This window comes from Rhodococcus sp. 06-156-4 (genome assembly GCF_002259345.1).
Taxonomy (GTDB): Bacteria; Actinomycetota; Actinomycetes; order Mycobacteriales; family Mycobacteriaceae; genus Rhodococcoides; species Rhodococcoides fascians_E.
In genome coordinates this window covers 358343-378605 of the sequence record NZ_NPGB01000031.1, presented here as the reverse complement: position 1 = coordinate 378605, position 20263 = coordinate 358343, and the positions used below count along the sequence as shown (strand labels likewise).

The following is a 20263-nucleotide window of genomic DNA, read 5'->3' as shown; positions in this document are numbered from 1 at the left end:
CTGCCATGTCAGTCAGCATCAACACGCACGACGCCTGCGTCGACTTCCCCATCTTCGACGCCAAAACTCGCTCCCTGAAGAAGGCGTTCCTCGGCAAAGCCGGCGGTGCCATCGACCGGAACAGCTCCGACGTCGTCGTCGTCGAAGCCCTCAAGAACATCACGATGAATCTGAAGGAAGGCGACCGCGTCGGCCTCGTCGGACACAACGGAGCAGGCAAGTCGACGCTCCTGCGCCTGCTCTCCGGCATCTACGAGCCCACCCGCGGCACCGCCTCGGTGCGCGGCCGCGTCGCCCCCGTCTTCGACCTGGGTGTCGGTATGGACCCGGAGATCTCCGGCTACGAGAACATCATCATCCGAGGCCTGTTCCTCGGCCAGACGCGTAAGCAGATGCTCGCGAAGATGGACGAGATCGCCGACTTCACCGAACTCGGCGACTACCTCGACATGCCGCTGCGGACCTACTCGACCGGCATGCGCGTCCGCGTAGCGATGGGCGTCGTCACCAGCATCGATCCTGAAATCCTGCTGCTCGACGAGGGCATCGGCGCCGTCGACGCAGAATTCATGAAGAAAGCACGCATCCGGCTCCAGGAACTGGTGCAACGCTCCGGCATCCTCGTCTTCGCAAGCCACTCCAACGAGTTCCTCGCCCAGCTCTGCGACCGCGCGATGTGGATCGACCACGGCCAGATCCGTCAGGACGGTGGCATCGAAGACGTCGTGCGTGCGTACGAAGGCAACGACGCGGGCGACCACGTGGCGACGATCTTGAAAGAGCTCGCTCGAGACGAAGCGGGAGTGGAGCCTGCGGAACGACCTCGAGACGGATCGGGAGTGGAGCCTGCGGAACGACCTAGAGATGAAACCAGTGGCTGAGACGATCATCGGAGTCATCGTGACGCACAAGCGTCGCGAGCTCCTCGCGAAGTCACTCGATGTCATCACGCGCCAGACCCGCCCGCTGGACCATCTCGTCGTCGTCGACAACGCGCACGAGAACGAGGTCCGCGAGCTCGTCGAGTCTGCGTCGATTCCGACTACTTATCTTGGGTCGCATCACAATCTGGGCGGTGCGGGCGGATTCGCGCTCGGCATTCTCTACGCCCTGTCGCTCGGCGCGGATTGGGTGTTCCTTGCCGACGACGACGGGCGGCCCGAGGGTCCGGACGTACTGAAAACGCTGCACGAGTGCGCACTGAAGCACGGCCTCGACGAGGTCTCCCCCGTCGTCTGCGACATCGACGACCCCGATCGTCTCGCGTTCCCGCTGCGGCGCGGAGTGGAATGGCGGCGACTGAGGTCCGAACTGATCGACCCTCGTAACCCCGACGACGATCTGCTCGAGGGAATCGCGTCACTGTTCAACGGTGCACTGTTCAAAGCCTCGACGATCGACGCAGTCGGGGTGCCCGATCTGCGACTCTTCGTCCGCGGTGACGAGGTGGAAGTTCATCGCAGACTGCAGCGATCGGGCCTGAAGTTCGGTACCTGTCTGACGACCGCCTACGTCCACCCCAACGGCGCCGAGGAGTTCAAACCGATCCTCGGCGGGCGGATGCACACGCAGTACCCGGACGACGCCACCAAGCGCTACTTCACCTATCGCAACCGCGGGTACCTCATGTCACAGCCCGGTATGCGGAAACTGCTGCCGCAGGAGTGGATTCGTTTCGGTTGGTTCTTCCTTGTGACCACTCACAATCCCAAGGGCCTGCTGGAATGGCTTCGTCTCCGTCGACTCGGGCGTCGGGAGCATTTCCGGAGGTGACCCAGGTGAGTGGAAATGCGGTGTCATCTGGTCGCTCCGCAGGCTCCGCTCCTACCCCAGGGCCTCCATTTCCACTGACAACGGCCGTGGGCGTCTGCGTCCGCTACCGTGTGCGCATGACGGAATCTCGGAAGCTGACGGATCGGATTCGGCATTCGGCGCGGGAGAAGTTGCAGCGTGCGATCGGCGAGGTTCTGGACAAGCAGACAGCCCAGCTGGCCGAGCAGACGAGCGATCAGCAGACCAAGCTGCTGGACATCCTCGAACGTCAGCGCCGCGAGATCGACGACCTGCACGCCTTCATCCGTGGACTCGAAATGCGCATGCGACGCGATATCCCGTATGCGTCCGACGTCGAGGCCGCCGCTCAGAGCGCCGAGTTCGCCGAAGAGGTCATGCCGAAGGCACCCACGTTCCTGCGCCCCCACGCGACGCTGAGGTTCGCGCTCGGCGAGGTATCGGTACCGGGGATGGCGCTCGAGTTCGGTGTCGCCAGCGGTACGACGCTGGAGATCATCGCCGAGGAGATGGCGAAGCGACACGACATTTCCATCGTCGCCGGATTCGACGTCTTCTCCGGTCTCCCCGAGACGTGGCGAACGGGCTTCCCGAAGGGACTGTTCGAGCAGGAAACCGAGCCGACGGTGCCCGGCGCGGAGATCGTTCCCGGCATGTTCGAGGAATCGCTACCCGAGTTCCTGAAGAGCCACAAGGACAAGCTCGCGTTCCTTCACCTCGACGCGGACCTGTACTCGTCGACCGTGACCGTCCTCGACCTCGTCGCCGACCGCTTGGCCGTGGGAACCGTCATCGTCTTCGACGAGTACTTCAACTTCCCCGGCTGGCGCAATCACGAGTACCGCGCGTGGACAGAGTTCGTCGGCCGCACCGGCACGGAATTCGACTACCTCGGCTACACCGCGGACAACGAACAGGTCGTCGTACGAATCCGCACCGCTCCGTCGTTGTGAGCGACAATGCGGTGTGTTCTGGTCGGCCTACATTTCCACTCACCTAGGAGTAGAGCCGCGTCCAGTTCTCTCGGCTGGTGAGCTCAGGAACAGCCTGCCGGTAGGACTCGGCCACGCTGTCGGTCTCGACACGCAGACGACGCAGCGCCCTCAGCCCTCGCTTCAGTAGCTCCGTGGCGGCTGCCTTGTCGCGCTTACGTACTCGCACACCCTCCTGCGAACGATCGGTGACGACGGCATGCGCGAACAGCGAGACGTGCCACCAATGCGCGTCATCGGCCGAGATCGCGACCGGGCCGGGGTGAACGCGGCCACGCGACTGGTTGAGCACACGCTTGGCCAGAACGGCCCACTCCAGGCTCTTCTTGGGGTGAGGCCCTGCCGGGGTGATGAACATGTCCGCAGGGCGGACGTCAGGAACCGCGTTCGCGTTGTAGCGCTTGGTCTCGTTGTACGCGGCTCGGTCACGACGGATCGCCGCCGCAGCGTCCATGCCGCCGTCGGTGAGCTTGCTCGGCCCGACGAGGAAGTCCTCGATGGCCTTGATCAACGTGAACGCCATGCCGTACTGCATGGAGACGAGATAGCGGAACAGATCGGTCGTCAGCTGACGCGCGAGCTTCTTACCGTCAAGCCCCGCGTGCAGCGACGCCGTGATCATGCCGTTGCGCAGGTTGAAGTAGCGGTGCCACTCGTCCCAGTCCTTCCACGCGAAATCGGCGTGCCACACCGCCGCGCCTGGAAGCGTGACCGTCGCGAATCCATTGGCACGGGCCCGGTAGCCGTACTCGATGTCGTCCCACTGGAAGAACAGCGGAAGTGGGTAACCGATCTGCGAGACGATCTCCGACGGGATCAGGCACGACCACCAGCCGTTGTAGCCGGCGTCGACGCGGATCTCCTGCTTCTTCTTCAACGCGCTCTTGTCCGAGATCGCGTTCTTCACGTGCAACCCGGCTTCGAGCTTCTGGAGGTTCGCGACCTCGGCACCGACATGCACCCGATCGGGATGCAGAAGGTAGAGCATCTGCGCACCGATGATCGCGGGCTCGATGGTCTTGTTCGCGAACGCGTTCATACGCACGATCGCCTCGGGCTCGCACAGCACGTCGTCGTCCATGAACACGACGTTGGCCGGGTCGCCGCCCTTGCCCTGCACCTCGTAGAGCCCGCGGGTGAAACCACCCGCACCACCGAGGTTGGGCTGAGTGATGTAGACCAGCTTGTCGCCGAGTTCGGCCGCGACACGCTGGAACAAGGGCCGCGTCTGGACTTGGTCGCTGCCCTGGTCCACGACGTACACGTTGTCGACGCCGAGCAGTGCAATCGGATCGTCGGCCATGGCTGCCACGGTGTTGGCGCAGTCGTCGGCCCGGTTGAACGTGCAGATGACCACGGACGTCGGACGCAGCTTCTCCGGCGCGTCGACGGTCCACTCGGCGTCCTCGACCGTCAGCTCACCGGACGTGGTGGTGAATCGGGCGAACAAGGCTCCACCGTCGAGGAACTGCTTGACGGGAACAGCGAAGTCCAGCCGCCTGGCCCGCCCGTCGGTGGTCACAGTCTCGCTGGCCATCGTTCGCTTACGACCCTTGTAGTCGGTAGCGACGATATCGACGCGCCCCGAACCGGCAACGGAAGCCGAGAAACGCACCTCGGTCACATCGGTCCAGCGCTGCCAGTAACTCGCCGGGAACCGCCCGAAGTAACTGTTCGTCTCGAGAACCGTGCGCTTGGCCAGCTTCGCCGCATACCTCGAACGCTCGACATTGCCCTTGGCCACATTCGTGTACATATCCGCACTCACCAGCGGCGACGGCCCGTCGAAGAGGAGACGCTGTGCGCGCAACTCCGTCGACGACGGCAGGTCGACGGTGTCTGCCTCGGTCGTGGTGGTGGAATCAGCGTGACTCACAGCAACGGTCCCTTTTCTCCTTGGCTCTTGTGCTGCCCGTATTGCGAGACACAACGCCGGGCGAGGGCTCGCGGTGCAGCGTACGAGCCCTGTTGTCTGCCATTCTGGTGACCATGGTTGCACAGTCCGCTGCCGCCGACGCGGAGGCGTACTCGCCTGGAACCCGGTTGTCGCGCGCAGGACACTCGTCATGGATACTCATCGCGCTCGGCGCGGCCCTGGGCGCCGTCGGGTACTGGGTTGCTGCACCCAGCCTCACCGACGACGCGTACATCAGCCTCTCCGCGGCCCGAAATCTCGCCGAACACGGTCAGTGGGCGATCGTCACCGACCTGACCGCGAATACGTCGACCTCGCCCCTCAACGTTCTGCTCCTCGGCTTCATCGTGTGGATCACGTCGTTCTTCGGCGCGCCGGCGCCGTTGTTCGCTCTGTTCGTCGCCAACGTTCTGGCCGGGGGAATCGTCGGTGCAGCATGCGCGTCGATCTCACGGTCGGTCGGTAGAGGCCTGTGGCTCGGTGGGATCGCGGTCGTTCTGGTGATGAGCAACCCGTTCCTGCTGTCGTCCATCGGACTCGAAGTTCTCCTCATTCCCGCAGCGGTGCTCACGCTGACCGCTGCGGCTCTGCGCGGCAGCCCCGTACTGTTCGGCGTCGCGAGCGGACTGGCCGTCCTGGTACGACTGGACCTTGTCCTCTTCGTACTACTTCTCGCTGCTTTCGCGCCGACGCTGTACCGCCGCTGGCCCCGGGCTCTTCTAGCCGCGGCTGCGGTGTCCCTGCCCTGGTACGTCTTCAGCTGGATCGTGCTCGGATCACTGGTGCCGGACACGCTCGTCCTCAAAGAAGGCCAGGCAATCGAGGGTTTCAACTACTTCGACGGGCCGTCCCTCTACTACGACGGCGACTGGTGGGGCACGCTCGCGAGTTTCGGCCCTGCCGTCGTCGGCCTCGTCGTCACCGTCGGCTGGCTCGCCGCATGCGTATCCAGACGCGCGCGCGACCGGGCGTCATGGCCTCTGATCGGTCTCGGACTCGGCGGAGGTGCCTACTACCTCGCGTACACAGCTCTCGACACCGTCCCCTACCACTGGTACTACGTCACCCCGATGATCGCGGGTGGATCGGCAGCAATATTCCTTGCCGGCATATCACCGCGCCCGGTGGCCGCCGTCTCACTTCTGTTTGTCGTCATCGGAATCGCGGGCTCCATCGCGTTCGACACAGCCAGGCCCATGCCGTGGGCGTCACCGCCCATCTTCGGCAACTTCGCTTCGGCCGCGGACTACCAGCGCGTCGGCGAGGAGATCGGAAAGATCGTCGGCGACGACGCCGTCAAGTCGCCCGGCGAGATCGGAACGCTGGCCTACGCATGCGAGTGCAGAATCGTCGACGAGTTCTCCGACCGAGGCGTCATCATCAACGAGCGGATCATCCCGCGCTTGGAGGAATCCGGGCCTGTCGGCGACCTGTTACTTCGCGCAAATTACGCCAACCTCGACTACTCCCGTAAGCCGGTCGTACCGGTCTACCGCATCGAATACCGTCCAGGCCCGAGCGACGGCTCACCCTGGACATGGACAGTGGATTCCGCAGCGCGGGGCGTCGCACACTTCGCGCTAGTTCGGAACTGACACATCCGGATTCGTCAAATGTAGCTCGCCCGCTCCGGTCCACGGGGAGGTGATCGGCCAGTCCACGAACGACGGCGGGCTCTCCTGCACCAAGTTCACCCGCAGGAGCCGGTAGTCCAGCGGGATCGGACCTACCTGTTCGAGAGCGTCGAAATCCAGAAAGTGGAAGTTCTTGCGCCACAACCAGCCGGCGACTCCTGGCTCGGCCGTCTTTTTCCGGAGATCCGCTTCGAGTGCACCCCGATCGGAGAACTTGTCGACGACGAGGCACTCGCAGTAGTACGACAGCGCGCCGATTTCACCGCCCGAACGGACAGCCTTGTCGCCCGCGTAGGCAGGCAGCTGGGCGCCGATGTCCTCGTACTGATTCGCCGTCGCATGGTTGGTCGTGATGGGAACGACGCGATCGGTGGCCGTCGTCCAACTCCACAGGGCCGCGCCCGCCAGCCCGGCGGCTCCCGCCGCCGCAAGGCCGACAGACTTCACGACAGAAGGAGCCGCGAACATCGCGCCGACGAACATCACCGTCCCCGCCACTGCCGGAACCCCGTAATACCAGTGGTACGGAGGAACCTCGAGCAAGGTGTACGCGGCGTAGTAGACGACGCCGCCGAGCGCCCAGGCCCACAACACCGTTGCTCGACGCCATCGCCGCACCGCCGGCACTGCAAGCAAGCACAGCGCTCCGAGAATCGGCACGACAGCTGTCAGGACAGCCGCGGCGGGATAGATGTCGAGGTACATCAGCAAACCGTTGCCGAAACCCCATTCCCCCCAGGCCCCTTGGCCGGTCTTGATGACGACGGTATCCGGGACCACCGAGCCGAGGAACACCCAACTGACGAAGAACCACGGCAACGCTGTGGCTGCAGCGGCGAGCGCAGACAGCCATAGTCGACGCAGCGGCGCGCTCCTGATCAGCACCAACGCGGCCGCAACAACGACCAAATCCACACGAGCGACCACGGCGAGGCCTGACGCCACACCGAGAGCAATCGGTGAGTGCTCCATGGCGAACACCGCCACCCACGCCAAAATCGCCGTTCCCAGAATCACTTCCAATCCCAGAGACGACGAGACCACCGGGTTCACGACGATCAATGCAAGCGTCACCGGAGCGAAGGCCGTCGAGAAACCTTGGTGAAGAGCAATTCTTCGAAATGCCACCACCGTCGCCACGCAGGACAAGACGAACACGATCCCACAGGCAAGTACGGCGTCGCGCACCACGATTGTTCCGGCAGCGAGCGCCAGAACGTTCAGCGGCGACGTTGCCGTGTTCGACGGGTGACCACTGACCAGAGCCCATTCACCATGGAATGCAAGATTCCTCGCGTACGACAGGGTGATGAAGGTGTCGTCGATCAGGAACCGCGACGCCAACGCGAATACCGCGGCGGCGACAATTGCCGTCGCCGCAGGAAGAAGATAGGTCCGGACGCGTTCAGACAGTGCGTTCACCCGCGGTTGCGTAGGCGGCTTCGGTGGTGTCCTTCTGTGGACGCCACCAGTTCTCGTTGTCTCGGTACCAGTCGACGGTTGCTTTCAAACCACTGCGGAAGTCGACGTACTGCGGGGTCCAACCCAGTTCGGTGCGCAGTTTGGTCGAGTCGATTGCGTAGCGCAGATCATGGCCGGGACGGTCGGTGACGAAATCGAAGGCGTCGGCGGCTTGTCCTGTTTCCTCGAGAATCGTCTCGAGCACGTCGCGGTTGTTCTTCTCCCCGTCGGCGCCGATGAGATAGGTCTCGCCGAGCACACCGGCGTCGATGATCGTCCAGACAGCGCTGTTGTGGTCGTCGACATGGATCCAGTCGCGGACGTTCCTGCCTTCGCCGTACAGCTTGGGGCGCAGACCGGACAGGATGTTGGTGATCTGACGCGGAATGAACTTCTCCACGTGCTGGTAAGGGCCGTAGTTGTTGGAGCAGTTGGAAATCGTGGCTCGGACCCCGAAGCTCCGCGCCCACGCTCGGACCAGCAGGTCGCTGGAGGCCTTCGTCGACGAGTACGGGCTCGACGGGTTGTACGGGGTGTTCTCGGTGAACCGTGCGGGGTCGTCGAGTTCGAGGTCGCCGTAGACCTCGTCGGTGGAGATGTGGTGATAGCGCACGTCGTGTTCGCGGACTGCCTGCAGCAGGGTGGTGGTGCCGATGACATTGGTGTGTACGAACGGCCAGGGGTTCGCGAGGGAATTGTCGTTGTGGGATTCCGCGGCGAAATGGACCACCAGATCGGTGTCCTTGATCAGGCTCGACACCAGATCCAAGTCTGCGACGTCGCCTTCGACGAACTCGATCCGGTCCGCAACCGGGTCGAGCGATGCTCGGTTGCCGGCGTAGGTCAGCTTGTCCAGGACAGTGATCTCCACATCGGGCCGTTGAGAGACGGTCAGATGGACGAAGTTCGCGCCGATGAACCCGGCACCCCCGGTCACGAGCAGTTTCATAACCGTGACCATACCGGTGTGCCCGGTTTCGGGCCGAACTTGTCCGACCCCCGTGTTACCTTTTCGCAGACTTCGGGGGGAGCGTTCGTGGGATTACGTAAACGGCTACTGCTGCTGGCAGGGAGCTTGGTTGTCTTCAACCTAGTGCTGTGGGGAATACCCAAACTGGCACCTGAAGCGCCCGGCCGATACGAGGGGGTCTCGGTCGCCGAACCGTCCAAGACGAGCCCACAAGCTCCGACGACAACACCAGCTCCTCTGCCGTCGGGGTTTCCGACGATGGAGTATCCGCCTCCCAAAATCATCGTTCCTGACGGGGAGCCCCAGCCCATCGCAACGAAATTCGGATTGACATATGACATCCCCAGCGGTTGGGACAACTGGTACGACGGTATGTCCGGCTGGAACTTCGACGACGGCACCTCCCTGGTGTTCGGTGCCCTCGGATTCTACGAAAGAGAAAAGTGCGGCGGCGAGCACAGACAACTTGCGATGACTGGCATGACCGGTCGGCCTGATGCAGACATTGCCGAAGTAGCGCGCGCGGAGATCGATAAAGTATCCAAGATCTTCAGCGACGATGCCCAAACGTCCGTGACCGTTGACCTTCCTACTCAATTCACTGTCGACGGACGTCCAGCGATCAGATACCGCGCGGACGTTTCGAACATCGTTTCCACAGATTCGTGTACACCGAGCGAGGCTCGCTTCGACATCATTGCGACCCCCTCCTACGCCACCGCAGCAACAGCACTGTTCGTGTTGACCGCAGCTCGCGGGGTAGAACGAGCTCTTACGGACGATCAAATCGAACAGATCGTCTCGACGATAAGGAGGACCTGACAGGGAAGGGCGCCGTACGCGGTTACCGCCCGCGTCCTCTTCGAATGCACGCCGACCACACAGCCATTCGCGCGAAACACGGCGCCATTGTCGTCGACGATGTTGCTCGATCGCCATTCTTCCGAGCCGACCGTGTCCGACCCCTGTGTTACCTTTTCGCAGACTTCGGGGGGAGCGTTCGTGGGATTACGTAAACGGCTACTGCTGCTGGCAGGAAGCTTGGCCGTATTCAACCTAGTGTTGTGGGGAATAACAGAACTGGCACCAGAGGCACCCGGCCGGTACGAGGGGGTCTCGGTCGCCGAACCGTCCAAGACGAGCCCACTTGCTCCGACGACAACACCAGCTTCTCTGCCGTCGGGGTTTCCATCCATGTCGAGGCCGCCGCGGATCATCGTCGGCGACGGCGAACCACAACCGATCGCAACAAAGTACGGACTGACCTACGACGTTGCCCCAGATTGGGACAATTGGTCCGGCGGGGTGGCTGGATGGGATTTCGACGACGGAACCTCGGTGGTGTTCGGGTCACTAGGGTTCTACGAACGCACAAAGTGTTCTGACGGCGAACATTCCGAGCTCGCCATTACCGGAGTCATTGGACGCCGAACAACTAACCTCGACGCAACGGCACGCAGCGAAGTCGAACGAGCCGAACTGATCTTCTCCAGCTCTGATGAGTCGAGGAAACCGTCGATCCGTATCACCGGGCCGCAGACCTTCCGGATCGGCGATCGACCTGCGGTTAGGTACCGAGCGACGATCGACGACATACCCGACGCAGCTCAGCGCTGCTCGTCCAGCCAGGCAACATTCGACGTCATCGCCACGCCCGGCTACGCATCAGCAGAATCAGTGGTTTTCATCGTCCGTTCCGCCCGCGGTGTCGAAGGCGCACTAGGCGACTCGGATATCGACGCCATAATCTCTACGATAAGGAAGAGCTGACATGGAAGAAATCTTCGGTGCTCGTCCATCAGAAGTCGCTGGGATGGGGAAACTGACGTCCGAGATAGGTCTACGAACGATGGCATGCCATCGCTATATCGGAGATCACGCGGGCTTGAGCGATACAATCCCCGGTCAGATTCTGCAGCGGCTTGCACCGTCCATTGCTCTTTACCAAGAGAATACGCGCAGCAGGCACGTCCACCTATCGGCCAACTGCACCTACATCGGAGACGAACTCCGAAAAGCAGCATGGCTCTATCACGATGCCGAGAAGGAAACATACGACCAACTGAACGCTCACACCGATCTTGTCCCTGTACCTGTTCCGCAGCTGGGTAATTCGAAGACCGCCGCGGTGGGAAATGTCGACGATTACGTCAATGCCGCCGACTACGGCCACCCCGACGGAATCGACTATCCGCCAGCAAATCCCGCCGTGGACGACACCCGTGAGGTCATTCAAGCGGCTGCAGGCTGGCTGGGCGACGTGGACGAGACGATCTTCGAACTCACCACTTGGAGCCCCCTGACTGAAGTCACCACACCGCTGAGCGGGAACTGGAACGAGATCAGACGAGCTGGAGAAGCATTCGACATCGCGGGCAGCGCAATGGAAGCTGCCGCCGCATCACTCGAGCGTGGCGTCCGGCGCGTCGACGACTACTGGGATGGCCAGGCCGCCCAAGCTTTCACCGAGTATTCCGGTCGACAGATTGCAGCCATGTACTGGGAAGGTTCGTGCGGTCGCACGATCCACGCCATCTCCGAAGCCATCGCCGAGGAAATTCGCGAGGGCGTCCAGACCGTCGTGAGGAAGTTCGCCGAGATGTTGGAGGCCGAGGTAGATCTCGGGTCCGGCTCCGCAGCAATGAAAGTGGCGCTCAAGAAAGTTCCTGTCCTCGGGACAGCCTGGCAGCTCGGAGCGATCGTCGACATACTGAGACAGACGATGGACCTGACGATGGATCTCGTGCGCAGAATCGAAGAACTTGTCGACCAGTTCGGACTGTTCCTCGACGCGATCATCGACCCGGAAGGTCAGGTCAGCCGCACGATCGACAAGTACCTCCAGCCGTTCAACGAGGCTCTGGACAAGGGCAAAACTGCCGTCGACGCAGGCAGAACCGCCGACATAACCCCAGTCCTCGACACGCCTGACCAACAATTCTCCGTCGGCGAAGGCGACCAACCGTGGCAGGACGCGGTATGACCGATCCCAGGAACACTCCCGAGTACAGGAGAGTGCTCGACGCCGTCGACCGCCTGCGCGCAGCTCGACTCCGCGCCGATGCCACACCGATCCGTGTGGACCAGGGCCCTGTCGTCGTCGACGAGGCATTGCTCGAACGCCTCTCACAGGCAAGGACAGCAAGCCCGGAACTCCAGACGTACGGCGTGAGGGTGGCGTCGGGCAGCACGACATGGGACCGGATCGAGTTCGATGCCGTACCGATCCCACCAGAAGTCGAACAGATGAAGGCCGACCCCAGAATCGTTTGGCCCCGTCACTGGCCGTTGCCGCAGGAGGACGAGCCGTACAGCATCCCCTGGCAGTGAGCGCGCACGACCAGGTCCCGTCTGGGAGACTTCCCGATATGCGGGGAATCATTCTGGCGGGCGGCACGGGCTCGCGTCTACATCCGATCACGGTCGGCATCAGCAAGCAGCTTGTCCCGGTCTACGACAAACCGATGATCTACTACCCCCTCTCGACCCTGATGCTCGCCAACATCCGCGACATCCTCGTCATCACCACCCCACAGGACGCCGATCAGTTCCAACGACTCCTCGGCGACGGCTCACAATTCGGAATCAACCTGACTTACCAGGTCCAGCACGAGCCCAACGGCCTCGCCCAGGCCTTCGTCCTCGGCGCCGACCACATCGGCACCGACAGCGCCGCACTCGTATTGGGCGACAACATCTTCTACGGCACCGGACTGGGCTCCCAGCTCTCGCGATTCGAAGGCATCGACGGCGGCGCTGTCTTCGCCTACGAAGTCAAGGACCCCAGCGCCTACGGCGTCATCGAATTCGACGCCGACGGCAAGGCCATCTCCCTCGAGGAAAAACCCACCGCACCGAAATCGAACTTCTCCGTCCCCGGCCTGTACTTCTACGACAACGACGTCCTGGCGATCGCCCGCGATCTCGCGCCGTCCGCACGCGGGGAATACGAGATCACCGACGTCAACCGCCACTACCTCGAGGCAGGCAAGTTGGCTGTCGAAGTGCTTCCGCGTGGTACCGCCTGGCTCGACACCGGCACCTTCGACTCGTTGCTCGATGCCTCCAACTACGTCCGCACCATCGAACAACGTCAGGGCATGAAGATCGGGGCACCCGAGGAAGTGTCCTGGCGACGCGGCTTCATCACCGATGACGAACTACGAGTACGAGCCGAGAAACTCGTCAAATCCGGATACGGGCAGTACCTGCTCGATCTACTGGCGCGAGGCAAGTGATGAGCTTTCGTGAACTGACTATCCCCGGCGCCTACGAGTTCACCCCACGACAGTTCGGCGACGATCGCGGCGTGTTCTTCGAATGGTTCAAATCCTCCGCCTTCGAGAACGCAGTGGGCGGGCCGTTGGAACTGCAGCAGGCGAACTGCTCGGTATCCGCGGCCGGGGTGCTGCGCGGTATCCACTTCACCGACACCCCGCCCGGGCAGGCGAAGTACGTCACCTGCGTCAAGGGCGCATTCTTGGATGTGATCGTCGACCTGCGGGTGGGTTCGCCGACCTTCGGGCAGTGGGACAGCGTGCTCATCGACGACGTCGACCGCCGCGCAGTGTTCCTGCCGGCAGGTCTCGGGCACGCCATCCTGTCCCTCGAAGACGGCTCGACCGTGATGTACCTGTGCTCGATCGAGTACACCCCGTCGTTGGACCGCGATCTGAACCCACTCGATCCGGACCTGGGTATCAACTGGCCCACCCACGCCCGCGACGGATCGGTACTCGAGTACCAACTCTCCGACAAAGACCGCGCCGCACCCTCCCTCGCCCAAGCCATCGCCGACGGCTACCTCCCCACCTACCAAGGCTGACCACCTCGATCCAGGGGCGTCGGGACCGAACGGCTCATTCGGTCACCGGGAGGTGCCGCACGCGCGCCTTTCATCCCCCCGCGGACACGCGGAGCGAATGTGCCGTTCGGTCACCGGGAGCGTCAGCGGATTTTGAAGATCACGGCCCGCTGGACGATGAAGTTGATGACCGTTGCGGTGCCCTGGGCGACGACGAAGGCGAGGTTCGCGAACCAGAAACCGTCGGGAAATGCCTGGTAAAGCCAGGTGTAGATACCGACCTGGACGGCGAAGGTGACGGCGTACAGCACCACGACCGCGAAGAAGCGGGCGCGCGACGGTGCTGCCTTGAATGTCCAGCGCCGGTTGATGAGGTAGGCCGTCGTGGTGCCCAGGACGAAGCCGATTGCCTTCGCCAGCGTCACACCGACACCGAACACGAAGTGAAGCAGCAGGTTGACGCCCTGGTCGACGACGGCAGAGAGCACACCCGTTGCCAGGAACCGGACGATCTGGGTATTGAGGTCGAGGGCCTCGTCGGCGATGTTCTCCGTCAGTGGGAGTTCGACGGGCAGCGGCACGTGATGCTGCGGCTCCGACGCTTCGGCGGGCCAGTCGTCGTTCTGCGGGGTGGACACGATCACTGAGACTAGCCGTCATGACGAGCAGGGAGCGCAGCCTGCGGAGCGACCCGATCGAACAGGTACCCTCAACGACGATGTCCACGACAGCCGACGACGCACTCTTCCCCCTGGAACCACAGGCCGGGAACACTGCGCCGCTACCCACGCAGACCCGCACACTCACAGGTTGGGGACGCACCGCGCCCTCGACGAGTGAGGTGCTCTCGACCTCCGATCCAGAGCTCATCGCGAGCGCTGTGAAGCAGGTCGCGGAGCAGAACGACAGCAAGCCCGCCCACCTGCGTCGCGGCGTCATCGCTCGCGGCCTCGGTCGGTCGTACGGCGACAACGCGCAGAACTCCGGCGGCCTCGTCGTCGACATGAATGCGCTGAACGGTATTCACAGCATCGATGCGACGACGCGGATCGTCGACGTCGACGGCGGCGTCAACCTCGATCAGTTGATGCGCGCCGCTCTGCCGTTCGGGCTGTGGGTTCCGGTGCTGCCGGGCACGCGTCAGGTCACCATCGGCGGCGCAATCGGCACGGACATCCACGGTAAGAACCATCACAGTGCCGGTAGCTTCGGCAACCACGTGCGTTCGATGGAGCTGCTGACCGCGGACGGCCAGATTCGTCACCTCACGCCGTCGGGAAAGAACTCGAAGCTCTTCTGGGCGACGGTCGGCGGCAACGGTCTGACCGGCATCATCCTGCGGGCAACCATCGAGATGACGCCGACCGAGACGGCCTACTTCATCGCCGACGGTGACGTCACGCAGACGCTCGACGAGACCATCGCCCTGCACAGCGACGGCAGCGAGAACAACTACGACTACTCGAGCGCCTGGTTCGACGCCATCGCCGCGCCGCCCAAGCTCGGTCGCGCCGCTGTTTCACGTGGATCGTTGGCAAAGCTCGATCAGCTGCCGACGAAGCTGCAGAAGGATCCGCTGCGGTTCAACGCAAAGCCACTCGTCACGTTCCCGGACGTGTTCCCGAACGGACTCGCCAACAAGTTCACGCTGAGTGCAGTGGGTCAGGCCTGGTACCTCAAGGCAGGCAACTACCGGAACAAGGTGCAGAACCTCACCGCGTTCTACCATCCGCTCGACATGTTCGGTGAGTGGAACCGTGCCTACGGCTCGAACGGCTTCCTGCAGTACCAGTTCGTGGTGCCGCCCGAGGCCGTCGGTGAGTTCAAGAAGATCATCGTCGACATCCAGAAGTCGGGGCACTACTCCTTCCTCAATGTCTTCAAGCTGTTCGGCCCCGGAAACAAAGCGCCACTGAGCTTCCCGATTCCCGGCTGGAACATCTGCGTCGACTTCCCCATCAAGCCGGGCCTGAACGAGTTCGTGCGCGAACTCGACAAGCGCGTGCTCGAGTTCGGCGGCCGGCTGTACACCGCCAAGGACTCGCGCACCGATGCGGAGACGTTCCATTCGATGTACCCGCGGATCGACGAGTGGATCAAGGTCCGCCGATCCGTTGACCCCACGGGCGTTTTCGCCTCCGATATGGCCAGAAGGTTGGAACTGCTGTGACGATCGACGCTGTGGGCAATCCGCAGACCATTCTCGTACTCGGTGGAACGAGCGAGATCGGTCTCGCCATCACCGAGGAGTACCTGTCCAAGTCGCCGGCGCGCGTGATCCTCGCGGCCTTGCCGAACGACCCGCTCCGGGATGCGTCGGTTGCTCAGTTGAAAGCCAAGGGCGCCAAGGATGTCGACGTCATCGATTTCGACGCACTCGACACCGAGTCGCACCCCAAGGTCATCGAGGAGGCGTGGTCCAAAGGTGACGTCGACGTGGCGATCGTCGCGTTCGCGGTGGACTTCGACGCCGAAGAGCTGTGGCAGAACCAGCGCAAGGCCGTCCTGACGGCGAACATCAACTACACCGCGTCGGTGTCGGTCGGTGTTCTGCTGGCCGAGAAGTTCAAGGCCCAGGCATACGGACGCATCATCGTCATGTCCTCGGTGGCGGGCGAGCGCGTGCGCCGATCCAACTTCGTCTACGGTTCCACCAAGGCGGGTCTCGACGGGTTCTACCTCGGGCTCGGAGAAGCGTTGCGTGAGTTCGGCCCTCGCGTCACCGTCATCCGCCCGGGCATGGTGCGCACCAAGTTCAGCGCCCACGTCAAGGAAGCACCTCTGACGGTGGACAAGGAAGACATCGCGAAGCTCGCCGTCGCAGCGTCGCAGAAGGGCAAGGATCTGGTCTGGGCACCGGGCCCCTTCCGCTTCGTCATGATCGCTCTGCGGCACGTGCCGCGTCCGATCTTCCGCAAACTCCCCATCTAGATGAAACGAGCGCTCGGCACAGCCGTCGACGGTGTACTGGCCGCTCTAGTCGCAGCTGTGGTGGCGGCGGTCGGGTTGTTCGCGTTCTCACTCGTCGAGTGGCCTGCGTTCAACTCGTCCAACGTCACCCGTGCGCTGACGACGCTCGGGCAGGTACTGTGCGTCGCCCTGTTGGCCACGGCGATCGTGCTGTACCGACGCGGCATCCTTGCGTGGCTCGCGAAAGTGTTGACGTGGGGCGGGCTTTCGGGGTTCGTGACGGTCACGCTCGGCATGCCTCTGGCGGCGACGAAGCTCTATCTGTTCGGCATATCCGTCGACCAGGAGTTTCGAACCGAGTACCTGACGCGCCTCACCGATTCGCCTGCGCTGCGCGACATGACGTACCCGGACATCCCACCGTTCTACCCGGCCGGATGGTTCTGGATCGGCGGACGCGTCGGGAACCTGCTCGGCATGGACGGCTGGGAAGTGTTCAAGCCGTTCGCAATCGGATTTCTCGCCGTCACAGCCGTCGTCGCCTACACGCTCTGGCGCCAACTGGTCCGCGCCGACCTCGCGGTAGCCGTCTCGGCCGTCACCACCGCACTCGTCGTCGCCTACGCCTCCCCGGAGGCCTACAGTGCCGTCATCGCGCTGCTTGTCGCGCCTGCACTCCTACTCGCGTGGGGCGCGCTGAATCGGCCGGTTCCCGACGAGCCCGAGCGATCGAGTAACTGGGGCTGGGGAGCTGTCGTCGGGACGGGTCTGTTTCTCGGCCTCGCGGCAACGTTCTACACCTTGTATCTGGGTGTGGCGGCGTTTGCGGTGACGCTCATGGCCGTTGTGTCGGCGTTTCTGAATGTTCGCGCTCACAAAACTTGGCGTGCAGCAATTCCGGTTGCTGTTCGCCTCGTTGTGATCGCCGCGATTTCAGGACTTGTCGCACTGACGGTCTGGGCTCCCTATCTTGTCGATGCACTGACCGGAGCACCTGCGACGTCGGGTACTGCGCTGCACTACCTCCCGGAGGCCGGTGCCGAGCTGCCGTTCCCGATGTTCGAGTTCTCCCTGCTCGGTGCGCTGACCATGGCCGGGACCCTGTGGCTCGCCGTCAGGACGGCAACGTCGCGTCGAGCACAGGCGTTGAGCATCGGCGTCGTCTCCGTGTATCTGTGGACGCTGCTGTCCATGGCGGCGACCGTTGCCGGCACGACACTGCTCAGCTTCCGCCTGGAAGCCGTACTGATCGTATTGCTGGGAGCGGCAGGCGTTTTCGGCTTCGTCGAAGGCGCGAAGGCCATCTACCAGGCAGTCGGTGAACCGTCGCGGTTCAAGGTCGCCGCGGTGACGGTGGCGACGATCGGTGCACTTGCGTTCGCACAGAACATCCCTCAGGTTCTGCAGTCGGAGATCACCGTCGCGTATTCGGACACCGACGGCGACGGCAACCGCGCCGACAAGCGCCCACCGAGTGCGGTGTCCTACTACTCCGAGGTCGACCGAGCGATCACCGAGCAGGTCGGCAGGCCCCGAGACGAGACGATCGTCCTGACGGCCGACACCTCGTTCCTCAGCTACTACCCGTACTTCGGCTTCCAGGGGCTGACGTCGCACTACGCCAACCCGCTCGCTCAGTTCGACCAGCGCGCCGCGGCCATCGAGGACTGGACGACGGCCGAGACCCCGGACGAGTTGGTCACCAAGCTCGACGAGAGCCGGTGGCAGGCGCCCGACGCCTTCCTGTTCCGCCGCGGCGCCGACGGTTACACCTTGCGGTTGGCGGAGGACGTCTATCCGAACGATCCGAACGTTCGTCGCTACACGGTCACGTTCGACGAGTCGTTGTTCGAGGATCCGCGGTTCCAGGTCACCGATATCGGGCCGTTCGCGCTGGTCACCCGCGCTACATAGGCAAATGACATAACGTTCACGTAACGTTCAACCGATGCCTACCTCGGACCAGACTGTTCTCGAGCAGCCGCGGACCGCCCCGGCACGGCGAATCGGGGCGCTCTCCACCCGTCTTCGGCGTGCCGATCGAGCCGATGTCGCGGCTGCGTCGGCCTTCACCGTCGTCGCTCTCTTCGTGCTGCAGGGACAGTGGCGGAACCTCGGTAGTGGCTATCTCTACAACAGTGGCCAGGACCAGGCCATGTGGGAATGGTTCTTCGCGGTGGCTGCGCATTCCGTCGCGCACCTCGAGAACCCGATGTCGAGCGATCTGCAGAACTTTCCGCTCGGGGTGAACCTGATGGCCAACACGGCCATGTTCGGGTTGTCGATCCCGCTCGCACCCGTGACGTTGCTGTTCGGCCCGACTGTCACCTGGGCCATCGCGTTGACCATCGGTCTCGCAGGCACTGCGTACGCCTGGTATTGGCTGTTCTCACGCACGCTCGGGGCGTCGCGACCGTCGTCGGCGCTCGGTGGAGCACTGTGCGGCTTCGCGCCGGGCATGATCTCCCACGCCAACGGCCACCCCAACTTCGTCGTACTCTTCCTGCTGCCGGTCATCGCGGCTCTCGTCGTCCGCACCGCCCAGGACGGCCCGACGGCGAAACGAACCATCGCGCTCGGACTCGTCGTCGCGCTGCAGATCATGCTCGGAGAAGAACCCCTGCTGATCTTCGCGATCGCGTTCGGACTGTTCGCCGTCGTCTACTACGTCGGTAAGCCGCGCAGCCTGTGGCCGGCCGTGAAGAACTCGGCGACAAGCCTGCCGTTGGCGGCTGCGCTCGCGATCGCCCTCGTCGCGTTCCCTCTGTACTGGCAGTTCTTCGGCCCGCAGAGCTACTCGTTCCTCGAACATGGCGCGATGGGCAACGACGCCAAAGCCCTCACCCAGTTCCCGACGCAATCCATCGGCGGCGTCGCGACCCCCGGTCAGAACGTCCGGATCAACGCGACGGAAGAGAACGCCTACTTCGGGTGGCCCCTCCTGGTGCTCGCGGGGGTCGCCGCGGTCTGGCTGTGGCGGGTCGCCTGCGCCCGAGCGGCCGCGGCCACCGCCGTCGCTGTCGCCGTGCTGTCCCTCGGGTCCGAGCTGATCATCGGCAAGAACAACACCGAGATCGCACTGCCGTGGGAATGGCTCGCCGACACCCCACTGGTCGAGTCGATCCTGGAAACGCGCTTCGCGCTCGCCGCCGTTCCGGCACTGGCGCTTCTGCTGGTACTGGCCACCGACAAGGCCTTCAAGGCCGGACTGCGGCCGATTCCGGCACTGTGGTCGATCGCTCTCGCACTCGCGCTGGTGCCACTGCTTCCGACGCCACTCGACACCGTCGAACGCGCGTCGACGCCGTCCTTCTTCGCCAGCGGTGAATGGAAGAACTACGTCGACGACGGATCCGTCGTCACCGTGCCCCTCCCCCGTCCCGAGGACGCTCGTCCCCTGCACTGGCAGATCGAAGCCGACATGGGCTTCCCGCTCGCGGGTGGATACTTCGTCGGGCCGGGTGACAACGTCGAACGCAAAGCCAAGTACGGCGCCGTGGATCGGCCGACGGCCCTGCTGCTCGGGTCCGTGCGGAACTCCGGCACCGTCCCGGACGTCACACCACAGCAGCAGGCCGACGCTCGGGCCGATCTTCGATTCTGGGGCGCCGACGTCGTCGTCCTCCAACCCGGCCGCAACAGCACCCAGCTACGCGACACCGTCGACGAACTCCTCGGCTTCGATGCCGAGTACCACGACGGTGTGTGGATCTGGGACGTGCGGGACTTCGCCCGCTGACCTGCAGGAAAAGGGGTGGGTCGGGGCTGTGCCCTAGCATCGACAAT

General features: G+C 63.5%; 18 protein-coding genes. 14 read left to right on the top strand and 4 right to left on the bottom strand.

Features of this window, described 5'->3' with window-relative positions:
* Window positions 1-5: 5 nt before the first annotated feature.
* The 3 genes from wzt (at window position 6) to CH290_RS24280 (ending at window position 2744) form a co-directional block, all read left to right on the top strand.
* A complete protein-coding gene (gene wzt / locus CH290_RS24290; RefSeq protein ID WP_020111821.1) occupies window positions 6-881 on the top strand; it encodes a galactan export ABC transporter ATP-binding subunit Wzt/RfbE in 876 nt (291 codons plus the stop codon).
* Entirely contained in the window at window positions 865-1773 is a 909-nt protein-coding gene (gene glfT1 / locus CH290_RS24285) for a galactofuranosyltransferase GlfT1 (protein WP_026348205.1), read from the top strand. The genes wzt and glfT1 overlap by 17 nt, the downstream gene beginning before the upstream one ends.
* A 116-nt stretch (window positions 1774-1889) precedes the next feature.
* A complete protein-coding gene (locus CH290_RS24280) occupies window positions 1890-2744 on the top strand; it encodes a TylF/MycF/NovP-related O-methyltransferase (protein WP_020111820.1) in 855 nt (284 codons plus the stop codon).
* Between the two features lie 43 nt (window positions 2745-2787).
* Here the strand turns inward: CH290_RS24280 and CH290_RS24275 are convergent, their stop codons facing one another.
* Window positions 2788-4659, bottom strand: a complete 1872-nt coding sequence (locus tag CH290_RS24275) for a glycosyltransferase (protein WP_033189326.1) — start codon at window positions 4657-4659, stop codon at window positions 2788-2790.
* Window positions 4660-4772: 113 nt separating this feature from the next.
* On the opposite strand from CH290_RS24275, the gene CH290_RS24270 reads away from it, so the two are divergent.
* Entirely contained in the window at window positions 4773-6293 is a 1521-nt protein-coding gene (locus tag CH290_RS24270) for a hypothetical protein (protein ID WP_020111818.1), read from the top strand.
* Here the strand turns inward: CH290_RS24270 and CH290_RS24265 are convergent.
* The gene (locus tag CH290_RS24265) at window positions 6279-7754 is read right to left on the bottom strand and encodes a hypothetical protein (protein WP_020111817.1); all 1476 of its coding nucleotides are present in this window, start codon (window positions 7752-7754) and stop codon (window positions 6279-6281) included. The genes CH290_RS24270 and CH290_RS24265 overlap by 15 nt on opposite strands.
* The gene (rfbB, locus tag CH290_RS24260) at window positions 7738-8742 is read right to left on the bottom strand and encodes a dTDP-glucose 4,6-dehydratase (protein WP_033189327.1); all 1005 of its coding nucleotides are present in this window, start codon (window positions 8740-8742) and stop codon (window positions 7738-7740) included. Before rfbB ends, CH290_RS24265 begins: the two co-directional genes overlap by 17 nt.
* An 87-nt stretch (window positions 8743-8829) precedes the next feature.
* Between rfbB and CH290_RS24255 the strand changes: the two genes are divergently transcribed.
* The 6 genes from CH290_RS24255 to CH290_RS24230 all read left to right on the top strand — a co-directional run bounded on the left by CH290_RS24255 (window position 8830) and on the right by CH290_RS24230 (window position 13588).
* Window positions 8830-9585, top strand: a complete 756-nt coding sequence (locus tag CH290_RS24255; protein WP_230620986.1) for a DUF8017 domain-containing protein — start codon at window positions 8830-8832, stop codon at window positions 9583-9585.
* Between the two features lie 219 nt (window positions 9586-9804).
* The gene (locus tag CH290_RS24250) at window positions 9805-10533 is read left to right on the top strand and encodes a DUF8017 domain-containing protein (protein WP_230620987.1); all 729 of its coding nucleotides are present in this window, start codon (window positions 9805-9807) and stop codon (window positions 10531-10533) included.
* 115 nt (window positions 10534-10648) lie between these two features.
* A complete protein-coding gene (locus CH290_RS24245) occupies window positions 10649-11746 on the top strand; it encodes a lysophospholipid acyltransferase family protein (RefSeq protein WP_230620988.1) in 1098 nt (365 codons plus the stop codon).
* Window positions 11743-12093: a hypothetical protein gene (locus CH290_RS24240; protein ID WP_230620989.1), complete on the top strand. Its 351-nt coding sequence runs from the start codon at window positions 11743-11745 to the stop codon at window positions 12091-12093. Before CH290_RS24245 ends, CH290_RS24240 begins: the two co-directional genes overlap by 4 nt.
* Window positions 12094-12131: 38 nt before the next feature.
* Window positions 12132-13001, top strand: coding sequence for a glucose-1-phosphate thymidylyltransferase RfbA (gene rfbA / locus CH290_RS24235; RefSeq protein WP_033189329.1), 870 nt, complete (start codon window positions 12132-12134; stop codon window positions 12999-13001).
* Window positions 13001-13588 (top strand): dTDP-4-dehydrorhamnose 3,5-epimerase family protein, encoded by a 588-nt coding sequence (locus CH290_RS24230; protein ID WP_033189330.1) that lies wholly within the window; start codon window positions 13001-13003, stop codon window positions 13586-13588. Before rfbA ends, CH290_RS24230 begins: the two co-directional genes overlap by 1 nt.
* 122 nt (window positions 13589-13710) lie before the next feature.
* Here the strand turns inward: CH290_RS24230 and CH290_RS24225 are convergent, their stop codons facing one another.
* On the bottom strand, window positions 13711-14211 hold the full coding sequence (locus tag CH290_RS24225) for a GtrA family protein (RefSeq protein WP_080748718.1): 501 nt from the start codon (window positions 14209-14211) through the stop codon (window positions 13711-13713).
* 74 nt (window positions 14212-14285) lie between these two features.
* Between CH290_RS24225 and dprE1 the strand changes: the two genes are divergently transcribed.
* The 4 genes from dprE1 to CH290_RS24205 are packed head-to-tail and all read left to right on the top strand — an operon-like array spanning window position 14286 to window position 20216.
* Window positions 14286-15737, top strand: coding sequence for a decaprenylphosphoryl-beta-D-ribose oxidase (gene dprE1, locus CH290_RS24220; RefSeq protein WP_019667145.1), 1452 nt, complete (start codon window positions 14286-14288; stop codon window positions 15735-15737).
* The gene (gene dprE2 / locus CH290_RS24215; RefSeq protein WP_019667144.1) at window positions 15734-16498 is read left to right on the top strand and encodes a decaprenylphospho-beta-D-erythro-pentofuranosid-2-ulose 2-reductase; all 765 of its coding nucleotides are present in this window, start codon (window positions 15734-15736) and stop codon (window positions 16496-16498) included. The genes dprE1 and dprE2 overlap by 4 nt, the downstream gene beginning before the upstream one ends.
* Window positions 16499-18391 carry a galactan 5-O-arabinofuranosyltransferase gene (locus tag CH290_RS24210; RefSeq protein ID WP_033189331.1) on the top strand — a complete coding sequence of 631 codons (1893 nt, stop codon included), beginning with the start codon at window positions 16499-16501 and terminating at the stop codon, window positions 18389-18391. It begins immediately after the preceding gene.
* 34 nt (window positions 18392-18425) lie between these two features.
* Window positions 18426-20216: a hypothetical protein gene (locus CH290_RS24205; RefSeq protein WP_019667142.1), complete on the top strand. Its 1791-nt coding sequence runs from the start codon at window positions 18426-18428 to the stop codon at window positions 20214-20216.
* Window positions 20217-20263: the final 47 nt, after the last annotated feature.

Bases quoted from the DNA above. Each gene is read 5' to 3' on its own strand.
- wzt (WP_020111821.1), top strand. From the start codon at position 6: ATGTCAGTCAGCATCAACACGCACGACGCCTGCGTCGACTTCCCCATC.
- glfT1 (WP_026348205.1), top strand. From the start codon at position 865: ATGAAACCAGTGGCTGAGACGATCATCGGAGTCATCGTGACGCACAAG.
- CH290_RS24280 (WP_020111820.1), top strand. From the start codon at position 1,890: ATGACGGAATCTCGGAAGCTGACGGATCGGATTCGGCATTCGGCGCGG.
- CH290_RS24270 (WP_020111818.1), top strand. From the start codon at position 4,773: ATGGTTGCACAGTCCGCTGCCGCCGACGCGGAGGCGTACTCGCCTGGA.
- rfbB (WP_033189327.1), bottom strand. From the start codon at position 8,742: ATGAAACTGCTCGTGACCGGGGGTGCCGGGTTCATCGGCGCGAACTTC.
- CH290_RS24240 (WP_230620989.1), top strand. From the start codon at position 11,743: ATGACCGATCCCAGGAACACTCCCGAGTACAGGAGAGTGCTCGACGCC.
- rfbA (WP_033189329.1), top strand. From the start codon at position 12,132: ATGCGGGGAATCATTCTGGCGGGCGGCACGGGCTCGCGTCTACATCCG.
- CH290_RS24230 (WP_033189330.1), top strand. From the start codon at position 13,001: ATGAGCTTTCGTGAACTGACTATCCCCGGCGCCTACGAGTTCACCCCA.
- dprE1 (WP_019667145.1), top strand. From the start codon at position 14,286: ATGTCCACGACAGCCGACGACGCACTCTTCCCCCTGGAACCACAGGCC.
- CH290_RS24210 (WP_033189331.1), top strand. From the start codon at position 16,499: ATGAAACGAGCGCTCGGCACAGCCGTCGACGGTGTACTGGCCGCTCTA.
- CH290_RS24205 (WP_019667142.1), top strand. From the start codon at position 18,426: ATGCCTACCTCGGACCAGACTGTTCTCGAGCAGCCGCGGACCGCCCCG.